This window comes from Bacillus pinisoli, assembly GCF_023036475.1.
GTDB lineage: Bacteria > Bacillota > Bacilli > Bacillales > SA4 > Bacillus_BS > Bacillus_BS pinisoli.
Genome location: NZ_JAJQKI010000001.1, coordinates 272,250 through 294,156, shown reverse-complemented (window position 1 = coordinate 294,156; position 21,907 = coordinate 272,250). Strand labels below are relative to the sequence as shown.

22 protein-coding genes are annotated in these 21,907 nt (G+C 37.0%); 11 read left to right on the top strand and 11 right to left on the bottom strand.

Annotation, left to right across the window (positions count from 1 at the left end; genetic code table 11):
• Nucleotides 1-101: 101 nt before the first annotated feature.
• Nucleotides 102-1,298 (bottom strand): M20 family metallopeptidase, encoded by a 1,197-nt coding sequence (locus tag LT143_RS01505; RefSeq protein ID WP_272495650.1) that lies wholly within the window; start codon nt 1,296-1,298, stop codon nt 102-104.
• Nucleotides 1,299-1,438: 140 nt separating this feature from the next.
• Between LT143_RS01505 and LT143_RS01500 the strand changes: the two genes are divergently transcribed.
• Entirely contained in the window at nt 1,439-2,128 is a 690-nt protein-coding gene (locus LT143_RS01500) for a phosphatase PAP2 family protein (RefSeq protein WP_246938807.1), read from the top strand.
• Nucleotides 2,129-2,174: 46 nt separating this feature from the next.
• Here LT143_RS01500 and LT143_RS01495 read toward each other — a convergent pair whose 3' ends face one another.
• A complete protein-coding gene (locus LT143_RS01495) occupies nt 2,175-2,390 on the bottom strand; it encodes a spore germination protein (protein ID WP_246938805.1) in 216 nt (71 codons plus the stop codon).
• A gap of 178 nt (nt 2,391-2,568) precedes the next feature.
• Here LT143_RS01495 and LT143_RS01490 point away from each other — a divergent pair, with 178 nt between their 5' ends.
• Nucleotides 2,569-2,781, top strand: a complete 213-nt coding sequence (locus tag LT143_RS01490) for a YppG family protein (protein ID WP_246938803.1) — start codon at nt 2,569-2,571, stop codon at nt 2,779-2,781.
• A 59-nt stretch (nt 2,782-2,840) separates the two neighbouring features.
• Here the strand turns inward: LT143_RS01490 and LT143_RS01485 are convergent, their stop codons facing one another.
• A complete protein-coding gene (locus LT143_RS01485) occupies nt 2,841-3,092 on the bottom strand; it encodes a stage VI sporulation protein F (RefSeq protein WP_246938800.1) in 252 nt (83 codons plus the stop codon).
• Between the two features lie 135 nt (nt 3,093-3,227).
• On the bottom strand, nt 3,228-3,317 hold the full coding sequence (locus LT143_RS01480) for a YjcZ family sporulation protein (RefSeq protein ID WP_246938799.1): 90 nt from the start codon (nt 3,315-3,317) through the stop codon (nt 3,228-3,230).
• Nucleotides 3,318-3,586: 269 nt separating this feature from the next.
• On the opposite strand from LT143_RS01480, the gene LT143_RS01475 reads away from it, so the two are divergent.
• Nucleotides 3,587-4,003, top strand: coding sequence for an ATP-binding protein (locus tag LT143_RS01475; RefSeq protein ID WP_246939137.1), 417 nt, complete (start codon nt 3,587-3,589; stop codon nt 4,001-4,003).
• A 12-nt stretch (nt 4,004-4,015) separates the two neighbouring features.
• Here LT143_RS01475 and LT143_RS01470 read toward each other — a convergent pair whose 3' ends face one another.
• Nucleotides 4,016-5,512, bottom strand: a complete 1,497-nt coding sequence (locus LT143_RS01470) for an amidase family protein (protein WP_246938798.1) — start codon at nt 5,510-5,512, stop codon at nt 4,016-4,018.
• Between the two features lie 154 nt (nt 5,513-5,666).
• Here LT143_RS01470 and LT143_RS01465 point away from each other — a divergent pair, with 154 nt between their 5' ends.
• Nucleotides 5,667-6,332 carry an HAD family hydrolase gene (locus LT143_RS01465; protein WP_246938797.1) on the top strand — a complete coding sequence of 222 codons (666 nt, stop codon included), beginning with the start codon at nt 5,667-5,669 and terminating at the stop codon, nt 6,330-6,332.
• Between the two features lie 696 nt (nt 6,333-7,028).
• Here LT143_RS01465 and LT143_RS01460 read toward each other — a convergent pair.
• The 4 genes from LT143_RS01460 to LT143_RS01445 form a co-directional block, all read right to left on the bottom strand.
• Nucleotides 7,029-7,589, bottom strand: coding sequence for an NAD(P)/FAD-dependent oxidoreductase (locus LT143_RS01460; protein ID WP_246938796.1), 561 nt, complete (start codon nt 7,587-7,589; stop codon nt 7,029-7,031).
• A 121-nt stretch (nt 7,590-7,710) separates the two neighbouring features.
• Nucleotides 7,711-8,145, bottom strand: coding sequence for a MarR family winged helix-turn-helix transcriptional regulator (locus tag LT143_RS01455; protein WP_246938795.1), 435 nt, complete (start codon nt 8,143-8,145; stop codon nt 7,711-7,713).
• Between the two features lie 130 nt (nt 8,146-8,275).
• Entirely contained in the window at nt 8,276-9,283 is a 1,008-nt protein-coding gene (locus LT143_RS01450; protein ID WP_246938794.1) for a DUF3231 family protein, read from the bottom strand.
• Nucleotides 9,284-9,400: 117 nt separating this feature from the next.
• Nucleotides 9,401-9,841 (bottom strand): CHRD domain-containing protein, encoded by a 441-nt coding sequence (locus tag LT143_RS01445; protein ID WP_246938792.1) that lies wholly within the window; start codon nt 9,839-9,841, stop codon nt 9,401-9,403.
• 298 nt (nt 9,842-10,139) lie between these two features.
• Between LT143_RS01445 and LT143_RS01440 the strand changes: the two genes are divergently transcribed.
• From LT143_RS01440 to LT143_RS01430, 3 genes are all read left to right on the top strand, one after another.
• Nucleotides 10,140-12,182, top strand: coding sequence for a DUF4179 domain-containing protein (locus tag LT143_RS01440; RefSeq protein WP_246938790.1), 2,043 nt, complete (start codon nt 10,140-10,142; stop codon nt 12,180-12,182).
• Between the two features lie 321 nt (nt 12,183-12,503).
• Complete coding sequence (locus LT143_RS01435) at nt 12,504-13,559, top strand: lactonase family protein (RefSeq protein ID WP_246938789.1); 1,056 nt, start codon at nt 12,504-12,506, stop codon at nt 13,557-13,559.
• 125 nt (nt 13,560-13,684) lie between these two features.
• Entirely contained in the window at nt 13,685-14,335 is a 651-nt protein-coding gene (locus tag LT143_RS01430) for a histidine phosphatase family protein (protein ID WP_246938787.1), read from the top strand.
• A gap of 158 nt (nt 14,336-14,493) precedes the next feature.
• On the opposite strand, the gene LT143_RS01425 is transcribed toward LT143_RS01430, so the two are convergent.
• Entirely contained in the window at nt 14,494-15,687 is a 1,194-nt protein-coding gene (locus tag LT143_RS01425; RefSeq protein ID WP_246938784.1) for a chromate transporter, read from the bottom strand.
• Between the two features lie 218 nt (nt 15,688-15,905).
• On the opposite strand from LT143_RS01425, the gene LT143_RS01420 reads away from it, so the two are divergent.
• The 3 genes from LT143_RS01420 (at nt 15,906) to LT143_RS01410 (ending at nt 17,856) form a co-directional block, all read left to right on the top strand.
• Entirely contained in the window at nt 15,906-16,052 is a 147-nt protein-coding gene (locus tag LT143_RS01420) for a hypothetical protein (protein WP_246938783.1), read from the top strand.
• A gap of 136 nt (nt 16,053-16,188) precedes the next feature.
• Nucleotides 16,189-16,824, top strand: a complete 636-nt coding sequence (locus LT143_RS01415; RefSeq protein ID WP_246938781.1) for an FMN-dependent NADH-azoreductase — start codon at nt 16,189-16,191, stop codon at nt 16,822-16,824.
• A gap of 204 nt (nt 16,825-17,028) precedes the next feature.
• Nucleotides 17,029-17,856 (top strand): hypothetical protein, encoded by an 828-nt coding sequence (locus LT143_RS01410; protein ID WP_246938779.1) that lies wholly within the window; start codon nt 17,029-17,031, stop codon nt 17,854-17,856.
• A gap of 26 nt (nt 17,857-17,882) precedes the next feature.
• Here the strand turns inward: LT143_RS01410 and LT143_RS01405 are convergent, their stop codons facing one another.
• Nucleotides 17,883-20,969 (bottom strand): efflux RND transporter permease subunit, encoded by a 3,087-nt coding sequence (locus LT143_RS01405; protein WP_246939135.1) that lies wholly within the window; start codon nt 20,967-20,969, stop codon nt 17,883-17,885.
• Between the two features lie 98 nt (nt 20,970-21,067).
• Between LT143_RS01405 and LT143_RS01400 the strand changes: the two genes are divergently transcribed.
• The gene (locus LT143_RS01400; protein ID WP_246938777.1) at nt 21,068-21,901 is read left to right on the top strand and encodes a TetR/AcrR family transcriptional regulator; all 834 of its coding nucleotides are present in this window, start codon (nt 21,068-21,070) and stop codon (nt 21,899-21,901) included.
• The last annotated feature ends 6 nt before the right edge of the window (nt 21,902-21,907 follow it).

Sequence of the window (21,907 nt, the reverse complement as noted above, 5' to 3'; positions counted from 1 at the left end):
ACTAAAAAAACCTTAAATTTAAAAAAGGCGTGTCGAAACTGTCATTAGTTTCCACGCCATTTTTGTTTTGAGAGCAGCACTTGGTTTTCAGACGTCTCTATTTACTTAACAGCAGCAACGCTATGCTCTTTTTGATAAGTTAATGCGGCATTTCCTAGTGTTTTAGCAGCGATTAGCATTGCTTTTTCATTGATATCAAATTTGGGGTGATGATGTGGGTATGGAACTTCCACACCTTCAGGCTTAGCACCGGTAAAGAAGAAAGATCCTTTCACGTGTTGTAAATAGTAGGCGAAATCTTCTCCTCCCATTTGTGGTTCGGCTTCTTCAATCACATTTACCTCTGCAATTTCTTTTGTGGCATTGACTAATAAATCTGTTTCTTCTTTATGATTCACTACAGCCGGGTAACCTCTATAGAAAGTGTAGTCATACGTAGCTCCATTTGTCATGCAAGTTCCTTTTAGTACTGTTTCAATCTCTTCTTCGATTTGGTCACGGACGTCTTCACTGAACGTTCGAACCGTTCCGATGAGACTTGCACTATCGGCAATGACGTTAAAAGCGTTTTTAGCTACGAAATTTCCTACAGATACAACCGCAGGTTCAACAGGATTTACGCGTCTGCTAACGATTTGCTGAAGATTCATGACAAACTGTGATCCAATGACAACTGAATCCTTTGTTTTATGAGGCTGTGCACCGTGTCCACCAGATCCGTTAATCGTCACTTCAAACCGATCAGCTGCGGCCATAATTGGACCAACTCGGTATTGGATGGTCCCTGTTGGCGCTGAAGCCCAAAGATGGGTACCGAAAATTGCATCGACTCCATTTAAACAACCGTCTTCAATCATAGTGATGGCTCCACCAGGTGCAAATTCTTCTGCATGCTGATGAATCATGACAACCGTTCCAGCTAGTTGATGCTTTAGCTTTAAAAATGCTTCAGATAAAACTAGTAGTGTCGCAGTATGTCCATCATGGCCACAGGCATGCATGACACCAGGTACTGTTGATTTATATTCCACATCCTTTTCATCCTGAATGGGAAGGGCGTCGAAATCAGCGCGTAGCGCAACGGTTGGCCCAGGAAGATCACCTTTAATAGTTGCAACAACCCCGTTCCCACCAACGCCAGTGCGAACGTCGACTCCAAGCTCTTTATAGAAATTAGCGATGTATTCCGCTGTTTTCACTTCTTTGTACGATAACTCAGGGTTCATATGTAGATATCTACGAATCTCCACCATTTTTGAGTAATTGGCTTCTAGTTCTTGAAAAAGGGATTGTAACAAGTGGATAACCTCCTAATGTTTATCAGATTTTTAAAAACATTTATACTATTACTATATCATTTTTTAGAGAAAGAATGTCTAGAAAGTGGTTCATTCTGTTAGCCATTCATTATATACTAAATGGGATGAGGAGGAATAAAATGGAGATTAGTAGAAAAATAGAAAATAGACGTGTGATATCAGTAAAGCTCCTGGCTACTTTAGCTAGCCTTATAGTATTCTGTTCGCTAGCATTTGTGATTCATTCGAGCGGTGGTTTGTCACTTGATAATCGTATAGTTGAGTGGGCAGAACAATCAATTACAGGAAGCCTGTATAGTTTCATTTCCTTATTTACGAATCTTGGGCATAAGCTAGTGGTCATCACAATCGGTATAATTTCCTTGATTATTTTATGGTGGAAAACAAGAGATTACATAGGAATGGTGACTTTGGCAGTCGTATTAATTGGTAGTAATGAACTGTTCCAAATTCTAAAAGGCATTTTCTTAAGGGAGCGTCCTATCCTAGATCCTGCTATAGATGCGTTAGGGTATAGTTTCCCAAGTGGACATGCCACTGTTTCCATGGCTTTTTATGGAATGATCCTATACTTAATTAGTAAGCACATGACGTCTTCGACTGTGAAAACTGGAGTTTTGATATCCCTTGGCTTGTATATATTTCTTATTGGGGTAAGTCGAATCTTACTCAGAGCACACTATCTTACAGATGTTATAGCTGGTTTTGCTATTGGTTTTATATACTTAATGATTTGTATATTTTTATACGAAAAAATGACAGAACGGATAGGCGTTACCAAAAAGAAAAAGAGCGAACTTACTTTTTAAAAGTAGGTTTGCTCTTTTTGGTTTGTAAAAAGTGTACTACTATTCGTTATATAGCCTCTGTTGTCGTTGAATCTACAGTATCTGGGTCAATGGTAGAAGAGGCACTAATTCCGTTATTAGTAGCAACCGAAAATCCTGTGTTAAAACTTCCCGAACCGGTTATGGTTTTACCCGTGCTAGTAGGTGAAGCATTTTGTGTAGCTCCTGTTATGATTCCTTCATTGCTATTAAAGATAACGGGCCCAAGTATTAAGTTAAACATATATACAACTCCTTTTTCCATAGTATATGGCAAGAGGAAGGAGCATGTACCGGCTCTTTATTAACTTGGCTGAACTCTTTGTACGAAATTTTATGAACTAGGGACATGTATACTAAACATAATAAACGAACGATTCATAGGATATATGGACTACTAAATATAAGAGGAGGGATTTGATATGTTTCCAAATAGACGTTATTTTCCGCCACCTTATCCCCCTAGACCACAGGGAGGAAATGCTCAGCCGGGAAAAAAAACAAACTTATTCTCTTATTATCAAACACCAGATGGGGGCATTGACTTTAAGAAGATTGATGGTACTGCGAAGCAAATGAAAAAATTAATGGACCAGGTTAGCCCAGTTCTTACAAAATTCCTAAATGGAAAGTGAAATTAAAGAAAGAAAGGAAAGCTGTTTAATGAAACAGCTTTCCTTTTTACGTGAAGAATTTATTTTTTGCCAAGCATCTTAGAAATAGTCGATGCGTCAATTTTTTGTTTATTATTGACAAGAGTTTCTACTATTTTATCTTCTAATTGTTTCGGCACATTTTTATTAGCCATTTGAGCTAAATCTTTTACTAGATTTCTAATGGTCTTCTCATCTTGTAAATTGGCACCATTCAGGGATTGAGCTACCTTCATGATATCCTGCATTTTCACTCCAGTTTTTTTCTCGATCCCTTTAAACATATCACTCATGCTGTTCCCTCCTTATTAAGGTGTTGTTGTATTATATGTATTTGAAGGAGGGTTTGTTTGTACATTTTTCGTTATTAGTAAAACGGCCTAGAGGCCAAAATATTTGATTTGACCTCTAGGGTTTCACTTAATAAATTAGTAGCTTACATAAGAAGTACCTACAATAATTAGTAGGATGAACAATACAACGATAAGCGCAAATCCAGCACCATATCCACCACTCATAGATCACACCTCCAATTAAAAGGTTAATACATCTTATGTAGGGGTGTTTAAAAGAGAAACGGACAATAAACTAAAAAAGTAAATTTTGGTTTTTTCCACTATAGCCTTATGAAAAGTCGTGTCCGACCGATAATTACAATAAAGGACACGATTCGACATTTTATACTTGGATGTCTACAATTCAGAGCAATTCTGAAAATAACTACTCTGAATTTACTATAATATTTTTAGATGTGACAGATTAGTGGTCGTTTGGGAGGGGAATATTGATGCCATTATTAGAGAACAATACCAGATTCACGATTAATAATATGGAGCAATATGATGAGGTTTGTGTTCAATTAAATAAGCAATTGACCATACTTCACTCCACCTCCCAACAATTCTCAACAAAAGTTGCCTTATATGAAGCAGTTCACAATGCAATGGAGCATGGAGATTTCCCAATTTCAATTCAATTTGTTACTCAACCTAATGATGTTACGATTACAGTGAGAGACCAGGGAGAAGGCTTCTTAGTCAGCAAAAAAATAAATCTAATCCAAAAACAAGGGTTAGATCAGCTACTGGACGAACAAAAGTTTTCTACCCGCGGCCGAGGAATCTATATGATGTGTAAGATGGTAAGTCAGGTAGTATTTAATGACAAGGGAAATGAAGTTTCTTTAATCATAAAAGAAGTGTAAAAACCATACTAGCTATGTATGGTTTTTTATTTTATATACAGGAGGTAACCAAAGCTCAGTTCGTTCTAACTCTCCTGCTAGTTGGAATAGTATGTCTTCTTTACCTTTTGGAGCGATAAATTGAACACCACAAGGAAGTCCGTCCTTTGTTAGATGAAGTGGTGCAGACATTGCAGGTTGTCCAGTTAAATTAGCAAGTTGAGTAAAGGGGGTTCGTCTTAAGCTATTCTCTACAATCTGATTAATCATTCCTGCTTTTTTTAAAAGTCCGGCCCAACCTAGCCTTCCAACAAGTTCAATCAGTACTTTCTCAAAGCCTGTAGAATTCAACTCTCCTATTTTAGAGGGTGGAAAAGCGGTTGTTGGAGTCAAATATAAATCATATTGTTGATGGAATTCCTCCATCTGGTATGAAGCTCTGTCCCATTCTTGGATGCTTAGCACAAACTCCTCAGCTGTAGTTACTCTTCCTAATAATCCTAGTAGCCAAGTGGTAGGTTCAACATCTCCAAATCTAGTAGTTCGTCCCAATAATTCTTCCATTCCACGAAGGCTAGCAGCAACTTCACCGAAGTACATGTGAATATAGCTCTTTGCAATTTTAGCTCCATCGACAGGAGCATCTTTTTCCTCAACATGATGTCCCATCTCTTCAAGAAGCTTGGCTGTTTTTAGGACGGCCTCTTTGCATTCTGCATCAACGTCACTACCAATAGGTGACTGTGTGGAATAAGCAATGGTTAGGGGCTTGCCCATAGGTTTATTCATTATTTCTAAGTATGACTGGTCAAAGGGAATGGCTTGATAGGCTGCTCCTCTTTCGGTTGTTTTGAGCTCGTCTAACATTGCTGCACTATCCCTGACTGTTCGAGAGAGAACATGATCAACGGATGCCCCTTGCCAGTTACGCCCATAGGAAGGTCCAACTGGGGTTCTTCCACGGGTGGGTTTTAGACCAAATATTCCACAAAATGCTGCGGGTATTCGAATGGATCCACCGCCATCATTGGCCCCGGCAATGGGAACCATACCTACTGATACTGCTGCCGCTGAACCACCACTTGACCCACCAGGAGTATAGTCAACATTCCACGGATTGCGGGTAGGACCATGTAGTGCTGGCTCAGTGATACCCATTAAAGCGAATTCAGGGATATTCGTCTGCCCTAAAATGGCTACCCCTGAAGACTTTAATTTTTTGACAAATGATGAATCTACTTTCCCTTTATAATGCTGATACACTCTTGAACCAGATGTAATGGTTTCTCCACTCACTTCTTGTTGTAAATGATCCTTTAATAGAACAGGAACTCCTTCAAATCTACCAGATTCTACTGACCTAGGAACTCTACCGTCTCCATAGAACTTGTTGTTAACAGCATTTAGTGCTCCATTATGACTTTCAATCTCTTGAATGGCAGCTTGAAGGACTTCTTCTTTCGTTACTTCCTTGTTCCTAATGAGTGTAGCCAATCCTAATCCGTCATAATCTTTATAGACAAAGGTCATACAGTCGCCTCCCTTTTCATATATTTATCTGATTATTCTAATTATATATCATAAAGTGTGATTAAGAAGTATTACTTGAATTTTTATAAGATTAGTATTTACTTAAAGTAATAGAATTTAGAGTAGAATATTAATAAGTAAGGAGACCACTATCATGATTAAAGCTGTAATATTCGATTTTGATGGACTGATTGTGGACACAGAAACAGTTTGGTTTCACGCATATAAGGAAGCTTTTGCAGAGTATGATTGTGATCTGCAAGTTCATGATTTTGCTTTGTGTATCGGAACAACAGACGATGTGTTGTTTGAAAGAATGTCTGGCCTAACTTCACAGCCCATTGATCGTCACCTCATTAACCAAAAAGTACATGCTTTGTATGAAAATGAAATGGAGAAACTGCAGCTAAGAGATGGTGTTTTAGACTATTTGAAGATAGCCAAACAGAAGGGGTTGAAAATTGGGTTAGCTTCAAGCTCCAGTCGAAAATGGGTAGAAAGTTTTCTTAATAAATTTGAAATCAAGGGTTACTTTGACATTATCAGAACGTCAGATGATGTGAAAATGGTCAAGCCAGATCCTGAACTATATTTTCAAGCAATTGAAGGACTTAACGTAAAGGCAAATGATACTGTAGTGTTTGAAGATTCAAAGAATGGCTTAGTTGCAGCACTTAAAGCAGGGCTACATTGTGTAGTTGTACCAAACCCAGTTACTAAATTGATTAAATTTGAAGGACATATACACCGAATTGAATCCATGTCCTACATCGGGTTCGAACAATTACTGCTCCAGTTGGAAGAAAAAATGATTAAGTAAAATGAGACTAAATAATGATAGAAGCCCTAAATCAGGTAGTTTTGATTTAGGGCTTTATTTTTTGACTGTATAAGGAGAGGTTGATGAGTTTAATTTTGCATGGTTACATAGTCAAAGTCGCAAGAAAAGAGTCTCAAGTCGCAAGAAAAACCAGGAAACCAGCAAGTAAATAGATTGTACTCGCAAGAAAAATTCGAAGTCGCAAGAAACTAGGGCCAAGTCGCAAGAAAAATTGTTGAACCAGCAAGAAAATAGGTTGAACTCGCAAGAAAAAACAAAGTCGCAAGAAACCAGGTCCAAGTCGCAAGAAAAACCAGGAAACCAGCAAGTAAATAGCTCGAACTCGCAAGAAAAGCACAATGCCGCAAGAATCCAGGTCCAAGTCGCAAGAAAAACCAGGAAACCAGCAAGTAAATAGCTCGAACTCGCAAGAAAAATGCGAAGTCGCAAGAAACTAGGGCCAAGTCGCAAGAAAAACGAGGAAACCAGCAAGTAAATAGCTCGAACTCGCAAGAAAAAAATAAAGCCGCAAGAAACCAGGTCCAAGTCGCAAGAAAAACCAGGAAACCAGCAAGTAAATAGCTCGAACTCGCAAGAAAAATACGTCTAAAAAAGCTTTTCAAAAACGACCAGACACCTATTTAAAACAAAAAAGCAGGGAGTTTTTCAACTTAGACCCCCTGCGTTTTACATATTCTATTTTAATACATCATGGTCAACGTAACGTTCGCCATTTAATTCGCTAATAATATTAATGGCAACGGAAGCACCATTCCCAGCCGTAATGATTGTATGGACACTCACCCCAGCAACAGTTCCAGCAGCCCAGATGCCGTCTATATTTGTTTTACCATTTGGGTCTACTTCAATAATAGATTTGATTCTAGGCTCCGTACCAGCTACCACGTTTATCCCAACTTTTTCAGCTAGGTCAGTAAGTGCTCCGGTTGCAAATAGGACATGCTTCGTCTCATACGTTCCGTTTTCTGTTTTCACAGAAAATCCATTATCAAGAGAAGTTACACCTACAACAGTTTCCTCTTTAAATTCTGCGCCAAACTTAGTTGCTTGCTTTTTACCAGTTTCAATCAGGTCAGGGCCAGCAATTTCACTAACACCATAATGATTTTCTACCCAAGCACGATTAGTCATGCTCTTTCCATTTTCAAATACGATTGTTTGTTTACCTGCTTTTGCTGCAAATATAGCAGCACTTGTTCCAGCAGGGCCGCCACCTAAAACTATGATATCGTACATATGATGTAAACCTCCAATTTGATTTTTTTATATAAAATATAAATAGTAAATAGTAAATAGCCTATTTATATCAATATAGCGTAAAGGTTGTTGTAGCAACTAAATAAACAAAAGAAAAAGCTTATAAAAGCTTTTCTACATTTTTGTTCATTCTACCAAGGAGGTTTTCTAACTGAAGTAGTTCTTCTTTGGTGAAACCACTACACACAATATCATTAAACTCCTCAGCAATCGGAATGATTTGTTCTCCTAACTCTTTACCCTTTTCTGTAAGAAATAAACGTACAGAGCGACGATCATTAGGGCAATTTAATCGTTGAATAAACCCTTTGCTTTCAAGATTCGAAGCCATTCTGGCAATATTAGTTTTGTCCTTGTTTAAACTCTCCACTAATTGGTTCTGAGTTAGCCCATCTTTCTCCCAGAGCAGCATCATGATCAAATTTTGTTCAGGAGCTAGATTAAAGGGCTCGAGCTTTGCCTTTATAAAGCTTGTAAGGTTTAGGTCGGTCTTATGTAACTTAATACTAATATAATCATGAAACGATAACTTCAAGCCAATCCCTCACCCTAGTAAAATTAGTTGCTATACATACAATTTATTATAGAAAATGGATTACTTAGTGTCAATGTAAGGTATATGCTTACAAATAACAAAACCACCTAAATAGGTGGTTTAATGAGGGCTATTTCACCAGCTCATCTCGATCAGCTGCTAAAGGTGGTTGCTCAAACCATCCCTTTTTAATCAGGAGCTTAGCCCCGTCATCTGAGAATTTTCCAACTTCGGCGACAAGCCTTGCGATATCTGAACTGATATCGTAGCGATACGTACCTGCAAGAGAAAGTCCGTAGTTAATTAAGCTCCCACCGTTTGCCAAGGAAACATGAAACAACATTAACTTTTCAGAAAAGGGAGCCTCTCTTGACTCTAACACTTCCGGATCCCAAAGTTGTGGGGAAGGTAGATTATCTTTAGTCAGTAAGTCCTGTAAGATCGTAATGTTCTTCTGTGAAATATCTCTGCCGCGAATCATGTATTGTTTAATGTCCTTGCTAGTGACTACTTGACTAAATCCCATCATAATAGATTTTCCTAGCTGGTTGGAATCTAAGCCTACATACATGGCCGTAATTTCGGTGGATGCCATTGGGCGCTGTTTGCCGACAGCCTTATGTAAGAAATCTTTATTCTCAACATATTCTGACGTCTTAGGAATAGGGATGAACGGTGCGCGAATAATAAGACCTTTGGCTAGCATAGCGTTAACCGCATCTTGATATAGTTCGCTTATGTCATCAATACATTCATCGAAATATTTTCTAATATCCTCCCTAAAGGATACCGTCAATGCATTAGCTAATAAAATCAGATTGATTCTAGAAAGTTCTTTTAAATAAAATAGATAAAATTTATCTGAGAATAATCTAGGTGCCCCTTTAGTCACATCATTTTCCGTAAATCCAATAGGTGTTGGAAATTGTTCTTGAGAGAATATTTTCTTTAATTTTGAAATATGTTTTTCTGCAATGGTCTGAGCTTTTTCAACCAATTCTTTGATTCGTTGATCTTCCACATTCTCAAGGTAGTGTGTGTACACGCAGTTCGTTAAGGTTTCTCCTATATAATTCCTCCATAACTCACCTTGTTCAGTAGCAGTTAGTGTAATATTACGGCCATCGCTAGTAGTCAACTTATGATCCTCCCTGCTGTATTCGTTATCGCTTATTTTTTTCGAAAAGGTCGTTTTTATACAAGGATTCAATATGTAAAATGGGATAAGTATTAGATGCTTATCCCCATTTTTTTCTTACCTACGATCTACCAATGGAAATATCTGACCTCGTATTTCTCCACCTAAGTTTTGTTCCGTATGTGCGTTTACGTAAGTCAAACCTTCTCTCATTAGGTCCAACAGGTCACTAACATTCCGGACACCAACGTTGTTAGCTACAATATCATCGTCGGTGATCGTACCTGTCACGACGCCTCTCCTTGTTGTAATTCCTTCTTGTTCTGCAAGTGTGTCTAAATCAGCTCCAAATAAAAATGCAAGAACTGGTCCATTTTCATCTGGTGCTCCGAAGTGAATATGAGCTTGAATGAAGTTTTCAATATTTTCAACTTTTAATAAAAATTTCAATCTGGTTCCCCGACGATCTGCCGCAAACTTGGCAACACCAAATGCATCTGAATCGACGGGAGGAACTTCATTTCTACCTCTTAGTCTAGCAGCAAAAAATTCGGCCATGTTCACACCTCCTACTGTAAGATACTGTATACTATTCAGTTACGCTCATAAGGTATAGGTGGAAAGACCAAGCTATTAAAAATATGCGTAAAGGATGCTTAGTAGCTCCATTCTTAGAAATGACGTTTGAGGCTGAAAGGGCAATAGTGGTAGAGTGGCTATCCTTGGTCCAAATCATAGGACTTTAGCGGGGCAGACTCAGTCGTTGCCAACTAAAGTGATAAAAGGAAATTCCATACATTTGTTGAATATCTGTAAAAGGTAATACAGTATATCCAAAAGACGGGGAGAGGTAGTCGTGGAATTAGCCAGAGCGAATCCAACGATCATTGAGAAAAGTATAGAAAGTGACATAAAGCCAATTTTGGATTGGTTCGAGACAAAGAAGGACATATTCTATAAGTTTGCCTTGTTCTATCTTGAAGATTCTAGTGAGATACGAGAAGTTTTTTATCGAGTGATCGTTAACATATACAGAGAAAGTCGTCAATTAAAAAAGGATGTTCCTCTTGAAAACCGGATTGCATCTACTTTCTTCGAAGAATGCAAGAAATCTTCGAACCCTCTTTCAGGTGCTGTGGAAGATAAAGAAGTTACGAAATTGAACCAATTAGATGATGTCTATAAAGATTCCATTCTACTAAAATATGTTTTACAACGATCACATGATGAAATGTCTTATATCCTTCAAATGCCCGTTGAAACTATAAAGTCCAATTTATACACAGGTATTGAAGTACTTCAAGATGAAAAAGAAGAAAGTTCTCCAAACGAAGAATGTAGAACCTATCAAAATCGGTTTGTTGATTACGTAGACATGACGTTGAATAGAGAAGACCAGGTAGATCTAGAGATACATTTATATCACTGTAAAGCTTGTAACAACATGTTGTACTCCTTTCAGAATGCTTTTCTAAGCCTCTTAGAAGAGTTAGATTTAATCGTGATGCCTCCTACTTTTATGACGGATATAAAGGAACGACTAGAGGAATTCGAAAAGGAAAGAGAACAGGTAAAAAAGAAGAAATTTATCGCCAAGTCAGTTGTAGCTGCATGTTTAGCTGTAGCTATATTGATAGGTTTTGTGACAAATGGCTTCTCATACCTCTATTATACTTGGTTAGGGTGGAACCAATTAGAAAATGAAGAGATACTAAATTACTTAAAAAGTGGTGTAGGAGAACCGTTGAATCTTGAAGCTGAAAAAAATGGGATCAAGATAAAAATTAAGACGGCGATTGCAGATGAATATCAAACACTTATTTATTACGAAATAGAAGATACGAACGAGGACCCTAAACAATATGCGATAAATATGTATGAGGGAGTAACAGTTTTAAATGAGAACAGCATATTAAATAATCAAGCTGATCCTATGAATAGGTTTGGATTTGAATTAGAAACATCAGAAAAAAAGGGGGATAATGTGTACAACGGAGTACTTTCCCTATTACCACTTAAAGAGGAAAGTGGAACTATTAAACTAGAAATTTCAAAGTTAACTGAAATGAAGGAAAATCCAAATGATAATATCTTTCACTTCAATCAATTAGAACAAGTTGAAGTCGAATGGAGTTTTGATATTCCTGTCGCGAAACAGGCATCCATCGAGCAGGTCATAGATAAGGAAATTAATATAGACGGAATTCCAGTTACACTCGAAAAAGTTTATTTTGCGCCAACTGTGACCATGCTTCAATACAAATATCGAACAGATGATAGAAATAGATACCTTCAAAATATTAATATTGATTACCTGGAAATAGGGGATAAGAAATCACCAGCTCATTATTTTCATTCCATGCCTATTCATAATGATTCTTTCTTAAAAAGCTTCGATACTCTTTATTTTGAACAATCAAAAGAAATGAACGTTCACTTTAGCTCTATCTATTATCATGTAAATGATCATGTTTCCTTTCCTTTTGATGCGAAAGGAACGTTTCCTCAAACCGTTGAATATCTAGGAACCTCTATTACTTTTGAGGAAATAAAAATGGGCGATCAGACTAAATTAATTCTTACTGATGCACCACCACAAGACAGAGTGTATGAATCCTTGCATTTTGAGTTTAAGACGGATAATGAAAGCGACTTTATCTACGCTAATTATCTTTCAACAGATGAAGTGTTAATAGATAGAGAGGGGAAACAATATAAACCAAGTGAGTATAATTACTATCATTCAAGAACTGAACCTCCAAGATACTACACATTAAGATATGAAGTAGAGATATTCAAGGAGAATTCAGAAGAAGCAGTTATTCCTACTAAGTTTATTATCAACGGCTACAGCTATACAAAATACCTAGATGAAAATGTTAACATCCAGTTAGATTAAGAAAACTCATGGACTAACCATCCATGAGTTTTCTTTGTCTGTATATGATATTGGGGGATCATATCAGTCCTTACTATATCTTATGCTGTAAAATTCCCATCATAACTTAACATGATAGAAGATTTTACTCCTTCTAGACTTTATATATTATTAATAAAGCTCATCGTTTTCTTTCACACGAACAACATAGGTCACTTCATAATCAACTCCTGGCATGACAGACTAAGAGTGTCACTATGTATTTGCTAATGAAATTTTTTTAGTCTACTATAAAAATTATAATAGATAAGTATCATTACAATAAAAGTGAGGGTGAGGAAGATGAAACAACAAATTAGAGGGTACGTTGGTACATACACAAAAGGTGAGAGTAAAGGAATCTACTCATTTATTCTAGATACAGAAAAAGCGCAACTTAGTGATGCAAAGCTAGTAGCAGAGCTTGAAAATCCAACGTATGTAACGGTTAGTCATGACAATCAGTATTTATTTTCTGTAGTGAAAGAGGGAGACAAAGGTGGAGCAGCTGCGTATTCCATCCATGCCCAAACGGGTGAATTAGAGTTTCTAAACAGCCTTGTTGACACTGGGGCATCACCTTGTCATGTTAGTGTTGACCTTGCTAACCAAAATGTGGTGACAGCCAATTATCATAAAGGCACTGTTGATTTATACACGATTGATGCTACGGATGGAAGTATACAATCCCTTGTTTCCTCGAGCCAGCTAGTAGGTTCAGGTCCAAACAAAGAGAGACAAGAAAAACCACATACACACTACTCAGGATATACACCGGATGGAAAATATGTAGTTGTCGTAGATCTTGGAATCGATCAAATTCTTACATATGAAATAAAGAATAGATCTTTAGTTGAAGTTCAAAGCTTAACTGTTCAACCGGGAAGTGGACCGAGACATCTTGAGTTCCATCCTAACGGAAAGTTCGCTTATGTCATGACAGAATTAAGTTCAGAAGTTATCGCTCTTTCTTATAATTCGGCGGAGGGTAAGTTTACTGAGCTTCAATCAATTTCAACCATTCCTTCAAATTTTACAGAGAATAACCAAGGGGCAGCTATTCACCTTTCTTCGGATGGTCATTTTGTTTATGTTTCGAATCGGGGTCATAACAGTATTGCAACTTTTAAAGTAGAACAAGATACAGGAGAATTAACATTTGTTGAGCATACTTCCACTGAAGGAGATTGGCCAAGAGACTTTACGCTCGACCCAACTGAACAATATGTTGTGGTAGCGAATCAAGAAACAAGCAATCTTGTGTTATATAAACGTGATGAAACTACTGGAAAATTAACACTTACTGACTCAAGTCTATCAATCCCATATCCGGTTTGTGTAAAGTTTTTACAAGGATAAAAGTGAGTGGAAAATAGTAAAAAAAGTAATAAAAGTCAGCAGATTTACTGTTGGCTTTTATTACGTGAAGAGATATAATGAGTTCCAATTAGAACGTTAGCTTGATAAAGAGTTAGGTGGTCTACATGGAAAACAAATTTACGTTATATGTCATGAGGCATGGTGAAACGTATCTGAATAGATACCAGAGAATGCAAGGATGGGCTGACAGTCCTTTAACAGAAGAAGGTAAGCAAGTTGCAATAGAAGCGGGAAAAAAACTTGAGGATGTTCGTTTTGACCGAGTGTATACCAGTGACTCAGGAAGAACGGTGGAAACAGCCGAAGTAGTCCTACAGCAAAACCAATATCGTGATAACTTGTCAATCCAAAGAAGAAAAGAATTTAGGGAAACCTTTTTTGGAAGTTTTGAAGGGGAAAAGAATGATGTAGTGTGGAATAAGCTGGCTAAGGACAACGGGTTTCATAGCATGAAAGAAGTATTCAAACACCACAACATTGAAGAACTATCAAACCTAATAAAAAAATCCGATCCTCTTCATCATGCAGAAAATTATACTGAAATCTGGACACGTGTGGAAAAAGGTCTTCAAGCCCTTGTAGAAGAAAACAAAGGTGGCGGAAATATACTTCTTGTTACTCATGGTGTAACAATTAGACATATTCTAGAAAAGTTTTCAAAGGATTTGGACTTAACGACTGATATAAAAAATTGTAGTGTGTCTATATTAGAGTATAATAATGGGAATTTTCAAGTTACTTCTTTCAATCAATAATCAATAGATCTTGGATTGTTGGTTGTTTGTTGGAAAACAAGCAAGCGAACCAACGTCCTAGTCTATTCGCTTGCTTTTTAAAAGACGAAATGTCTATATGAAAACTAGTAAGAGTAAGTCCGATTTTTTTTTCAAAAGTAAGTACATAACAATAGGATCTATAAAAGAGATATCAAATACCCGCCAACAGCACCAATTACAACAATCACCCATGGAGGTAGCTTCCAGAAAACTAACATACTAAATAAGATGGCCGCAAAGGCGAAGTCAAATGCAGTTAAAATAGAACTGGTCCAAATCGGATGATAAAGAGCTGCGATTAAAATTCCTACTACCGCTGCGTTTATACCCATTAGTGCTCCTTTAATAGTTGGATTGCGACGAATTGTATTCCAAAAAGGAAGCGCTCCAAAAATGAGTAGAAACGCAGGTAGAAAGATAGCAACTGTCGCAAGCAATCCACCTTGCCAGCCGTTAATGACGGCTCCAATATATGCGGCGAATGTGAATAAGGGTCCTGGAACGGCCTGAGCAGCGCCATAACCAGCGAGAAATTGCTCTTCATTCAACGAGCCAGTTGGTACAAATTCTCGTTCAAGAAGAGGTAACACCACATGCCCGCCTCCAAATACAAGAGATCCTGAGCGATAAAAACTATCAAACATGGCTACCCAGCTGTAATCGGTTATTCCTCTTAAAATCGGTAATAGGATCAGTAGCCCGAAAAAGAGAGCTAAACAAATGGCTGCAAAGCGATGTGAAATGGGGAAGTTCATTTCAATATGTTCTTCCAGCTTGTTGTGGTTACGGTATAAGGCAAAACCTATTATACCGGCTAATAGGATGATGGCAATTTGGGTGAAAGTAGTTTGCCATAATAATGATAAAACAACTGCGATTAAAGCAATTGTTTTTCTTGAAACATCAGGAGTTAGGTTTTTTGCCATACCTAGAATTGCGTTTGTAACGACTACCACTGCAACAATTTTTAACCCATGAATCCATCCAGCTTTCGAAAATTCAATATGATTTAGTATTGCGGCAAAGACAATGAGAGCTATAACAGACGGTAACGTAAAACCGATAAATGAGACAATCCCACCAAGAACTCCAGCACGTATGACACCAATGCCAATTCCAACTTGGCTACTAGCTGGACCGGGGAGAAATTGACACAAGGCTACCAAATCGGCATATGCTTTCTCATCGAGCCATTTTCTTCTTCTAATGTATTCATCATGAAAATACCCTAAGTGTGCGGTAGGTCCTCCAAATGAAGATAACCCAAGCCTAGTAGAGACAATTAGAATTTCTAATAGTAAAATTAGTTTATTTTCATTGTGTTTCTCCATAACTTTTCAAGGTTCCCCCTATAAATCACTGAGTTTATGTAAGAATAATATAATCGTAACTATAACAATCGCTCTTATCTAAATCAATACATGCATAATTACTCATCACTCGTAAAGAACTTATAATATGTTCATTTTTTCAAATATTACCTATTAATAGGTCAAAATAATTAGTACAATATAGGGGAAGATAGGAAAACGGAGGTGAAGATTTACATATGGAAAATAAACCACTTCATTATGACGGAAGTATTCAAAACACCGAGACCTCTGAAAATAGTTATGGATCTGAACCATTTAAGCTAACAGATGAAATGAGATTAAACATTAGCGGTAACCCTTTTTTTAGTGAGAGTAAAGAATAGACAATTTAGAGGACGCCTTTTGGCGTTCTTTTATTATGTTTTTTATACCTAAAGCAATCAAATTAAATCAGTATGAAAGCAATCGTTATAGATAAAACTAAACTACACAATCTATAGCGAAAGGGTTGATCTGCCCATGACTACAGTATTATATATAACAGCACATCCTCATGATGACACTCAATCATATAGTATGGCTGTGGGAAAAGCGTTTATGGATACATATAAGGAGAAGAATCCAGACCATAAGATTATCAATGTTGATCTTTATAAAGAGTATATTCCGGAGATTGATGTTGATGTTTTTAGTGGATGGGGGAAGCTGCGTTCAGGTCAAGCATTTGAACAGCTTTCTGAAGAAGAAAAGGGCAAGGTAGGAAGACTATCTGAGCTATGTGAACAATTTATTGCTGCAGACAAGTATGTATTTGTGACACCTCTATGGAACTTTTTATTCCCACCTGTTCTAAAGGCTTATATAGATTCAGTGGCAGTTGCAGGTAAGACATTTAAATATACAGAACAAGGTCCAGTTGGGCTTTTAACTGACAGGAAGGCCCTTCATATTCAAGCTAGAGGTGGAATTTACTCGGAAGGACCAGCAGCACAACTAGAAATGGGTCACCGATACTTACATATCATTATGCAATTCTTCGGGGTTCCATCTTTTGAGGGCTTATTTGTAGAAGGGCATGCCGCTATGCCAGATAAATCGGACGAAATTAAAGCAAATGCTATAGCAAGAGCAAAGGATCTAGCTCATATTTTCTAGTATGAATATGTAAAAAAATGCGATCCTTCCAGGACCGCATTTTTTAGGCATATTCTTTTCTAAGTTGATCTCGCTTTATGTGAATAAGAGCTCGTTAATATACGTTTAGATTAGCTAGCTCTCTAGATGTAAAATACCATGACAGTAATATTCAATTTTTCAAATCAACTCAAAGACAGCATATCTCTAAGAGAGGAATCATACATGAAGAAAAAAACTATTCCATTTATTGTACTAACAATCATTCATGGTTTTTTTCTACTTTTAGCTTTTGTAAAGAAAGGTAATAAAACATTTCTTGTATTGAATGTTAGTATTGGAATAGCTTATATTTTTGAGTACTTTGTACTAAATGTCTTAAAAATGTATTTTTATTATCCGAAGGTGTTTAAAGTTAAATGGATTGATTCAGTTTTTGGTGCTTTATTATCTCAGTCATTATTTATTCCAATTGCTAGCACGTTAATTGTATTATTTAAGGTGGGTTGGAAGGGAAGAATCCTAGTTGCACTTATATATGGAGTGATAGAAAGGTTGTTCATTAGTTGGGGAGTATTTCGAAACTTTACTTGGAGTACTTTGTTAACTATTACAACAATGCCTCTTTATTTTAATCAAGTAAAAAAATGGTGGAGAGATATAGAGCAAGGCCATCCATTAAAACTAAAAGTCTCCGTGTTCTTAAGTTATTGGATCAATTATACGAATATACTTTATTTTAGTTTGGCACTTTTAAATAAGTATCGATTCCGAATAGGTATCTTACGTGATCAATATTGGGAGCACTTTATTTTGGTACCTATTTATACATTAATAGTAGGCACCATAGGAACTATAAGTACCATTTATTTTCGGAACCCATTAAAAATCATTTGCCTATTACTTTTGCACTTGTTAGATCGATTTCTATATAAATGGAAGCTAATAAGACCGTCAAGTAACAAAGACCTGTACCTTCTGATACCAATACATGCTTCTATGCTTCTACTAGGCGAATATTTTTTTCGTTCAATCAAGAAAATGGCCCGATAAGATTGATTCTTACCGGGCTTTTCCATTTAGTTTTCCTGAATTTCTTTACGATTTTTCTTCAGCATCTTTGACAATACTTCATAAACTAGAGGTACGATGATCAAGGTTAATAAGGTTGAACTTGTTAAACCACCAATAACGGTAATACCAAGTCCCTTCGAGATTAAACCGCCACCACCAGAACCAACCGCTAATGGAATTAATGCACCAATTGTAGCGATAGCAGTCATTAGGATTGGACGTAGTCGAGTGGCCCCAGCTTCTAAAATAGCTTCTCGTAAATTCATACCTTCGTGTTCCATATGAATAATTCGATCTACAAGTACGATAGCGTTTGTTACAACAATACCAATTAACATGAGTAGACCCATCATAACCGGAACTGAAATAGTTTCCCCAGCAATTAATAGACCAACAAATGATCCAATTACGGCAAATGGTAAAGAGAATAGAATAGCAAACGGTGCCGTACCTTCACCAAATGTGACAACTAAGATAAAGTAAACAATCGCAATGGCTGCGAGCATCGCAAGCCCGAGCTGAGTAAAGGTCTCGTTCATGTCTGCTGCGACACCTGCAACATCGACCTTCACACCAGATGGTAGATCTAATTCATCAATGGCTTTATCTAGTTCGGTTGTTGCTTTTGAAATATCATCTTCAATAACTGTTCCTGAAACAGAAGCATAATATTGACCTTCACTTCTTGCTAATGTGTTCAGTGTTGTACCTTTCTCCACTGTGACAATTTCAGATAGAGGAATCGTGGTACCTAAAGCAGTAGGCACTTCTTTAGCTAATATATCATCAACCGATTTCGGTTGTTCTGCCTGTTCTTGTTGAATGATGACCTCAAGTTCATTTCCGTCTTTTTCAACTGTTGTTAGTACATTCTCTGTCCGGTCCGGACTTAACATCATGACAATTTGTCCCGTTGTTAAACCATATGGTAAGAGCTTATCTTGCTCCACCTTGAATGTATGTTCCACATACGCTTCCTCTGCACTTGAGGTAACATCTTCAATTCCCTCGTTGTCTTTCATCACATCTTCAACCATTTTAACTGCTTCATTTAATTGATCTAAATTTTCACTATAAAAGCTGTAGCTAACTTCATTTGAAGACATATTGCCGCCGCCACCGAAGTTTTGGCTCTTCCATTCACCGGATTGACCAAGATTTGTGACATACTCTTCAATTTCTGCACGTACTTCTTGGAAGTTTTCCATATCAGGGTCAAAGATCAGATACATTAATCCGCCACCTGCTCCACCACCCATCATGGCAGTCATTTGATCCGCTTCTTCTGAAATAGAAAGTTGGACAATATTGATATCATCACGTTTTAGCATTTTTTCTTCAACCACTTCAACATTTGCTAGTGTTTCTTCTTTTAACTCGCCAGCAGCAGGTGTGTAAGTCAAATACATCACCTTATCTTCTTCACTACCCATAAAGCTAAAGCCAATCAGTGGAGTCAGTGCTAAGCTTCCAACTAGTAGGATAACTGAAATAAGTGAAGTGATAATCTTATGATTCAAGGTCCAATCCAGAACTTTTTTGTACAAATTAGATAAGCTTCCATCTTCTTTATGACTGCTTTCCGTCTTTTCACTATATAGTTTTTTCTTAAATAAGAAATGTGCTAAAGCTGGTACGATGGTAATCGCGACTAGTAATGAAGCACCTAGTGCAAACGTCATCGTTAAAGCAAATGGTGTGAATAGCTCACCAACCATACCACCAACAAAAATTAATGGTGCGAATACTGCTACAGTTACTAATGTAGAAGAAAGGATTGGTTTAAACATTTCGATCGTTGCTTCTCTAATTAGAGCACGACCTGTTAATTTTTCCTCTTTTAGATGTAATCGTCGATAAATATTTTCAACTACGACAATGGAATCATCGATGACACGTCCAATCGCAACGGTAACCGCACCAAGTGTCATAATATTTAACGTAATCTCCATCCAATGTAATAGAAGAAATGCCATAAAGATAGAGACCGGAATTGATATGATTGAAATGATAGTAGATTTAAAGTCACGTAAGAATAATAGAATGATTAATACTGCGATTAAACCACCAAATAGAGCTTTTTCAACCATTGTTGAGACCGACTTTTCGATAGGTTCTGCTTGGTCTAGAGATACATCGATGACGATTCCATCAAAATCTTCTCTAAGTTCTTTAATTAAGTCTTTCACATCATTCACGACAGTTACTGTGTTTGCTTGTTGACCTTTAACAATTTGAATAGCAATTGCATTTTCTCCGTTTGTACGTGAGATGGATTGTACTTTTCCCACTACTTCAATGGAAGCAATGTCTCCAAGCTTCACAAATGGTGAAGGGTTTGCTTCAGAAGGAGTGATAGGGATCAGCATTTCCTTTAGTTCATTAGCAGTCATGAACTTTCCGTCAACGGAAACGGCCTCTTCTCCTTCTTCAAATTCAAAGAGTCCTAATGATACTGCTAGGTCACTTGCTTGGATCATTTGTTTGACTGTATCTTCGGTTAAACCGAGCTCGGTCATTTTTGCTTCGTCATAAGTAAGTTGTACTTCTTCAATATGCTGTCCTGTGATGGTTGCGGAGGCAACACCTTCAATTTTTTCGATTTCAGGAAGAACAGATTCCTCTACCGTAGAGGTTAGTTCAACGATATCTGCATTTGTACTACTAATACTTAATGCAGCAATCGGCATCATGTTCATGCTAATTGCCGTGATACTTGGCTCACGTGCACCTTCTGGTAATGTAACTGCATCTAGAGCATCTTCTAATTCACGTTTCGCTTCTGACATATCTAAACCGTACTCATATTCAACTTGAATGCTGGACATGTTAGAATAAGAATTTGAATAGACCGATTTCACACCATCTAAATTTTCAATGGCCTTTTCTATAGGAATGGATACATCTTCCATCACCTGTTCAGGAGTGGCACCTGGATAAACATCCATAACCATTAAGTATGGAATGGAGATGTTGGGGATGGTCTCCATTTTCATTTGGGTTCCTGAGTATATACCTGAAACTGTAATAATAATGGTCAGTAACCAAACTGCAAGTTTGTTTTTTAGTACAAAATTGACTAACCCTTTCACTGTGACACCTACCCTTGTTTGACTTGTTAAATTCAATTATTTATACTAATGACTAATCGGTCAATTGTCAACAGAAGTATACTAGGAGAATGCGATAGATGAAAAAACAACTGATAATGGAAAAAGCACTAGAACTCTTTGCAAAACAAGGAATTGAAGGGACATCAGTCCAGCAAATAACAGAGCACAGCAATATTTCTAAAGGCGCGTTTTATCTATCATTTAAGTCAAAAGATGCATTGGTTTTGGCTTTGATTGATCATTTTATGGAAAAGATTATCGCTGATATTGACTTAGTAGTCAGTGAGCTAGAGCATGTTGAAAATCCTTTATATAAGTATTACTATGTTACGTTTGAATCTTTCCTTAAACATTCGGATTTTGTGAACATTTTGTTAAAAGAACAAGCTTATTCTTTTAGTGAAGAACTCTTAATGAAAATGCATTACTATGATGCTTTAACTGAAAAGTTAATTTTAACAATGATTGAAAAGATATTTGGCAACCAAGTTCAATTTATTAAATACGATTTATTATATTGTGTAAAAACATTTTCACGAATGTATAGTGAACTTTTTCTATTTCAGAAAGTTCCGATGGACCTAGATTTACTGTCACGATCATTAGTTGAAAAAACAAATTTATTAGCGAAGCAGACCTCCATTCCATTTATCACGGAGGAATTGTTTTCTATGTTTAAGAAACCTCTTCAAGAAAATGTGACGACAGAGCAGCTCCATGAATTAATAGACAAAGTGATTCCTGAGATGGATGAGGAGAATATTGAAAAAGAATCCCTTCTTTTATTAAAGAAAGAGTTAGAAGTGTCTAGTATGAGTCGTGCGATTGTAAAAGGACTGATTGAAAATATCAGTCATCACCCACAATGTAAGTGGATTTCCTATTTATTACGGAGATACTTTGGATTTTAATGGTAC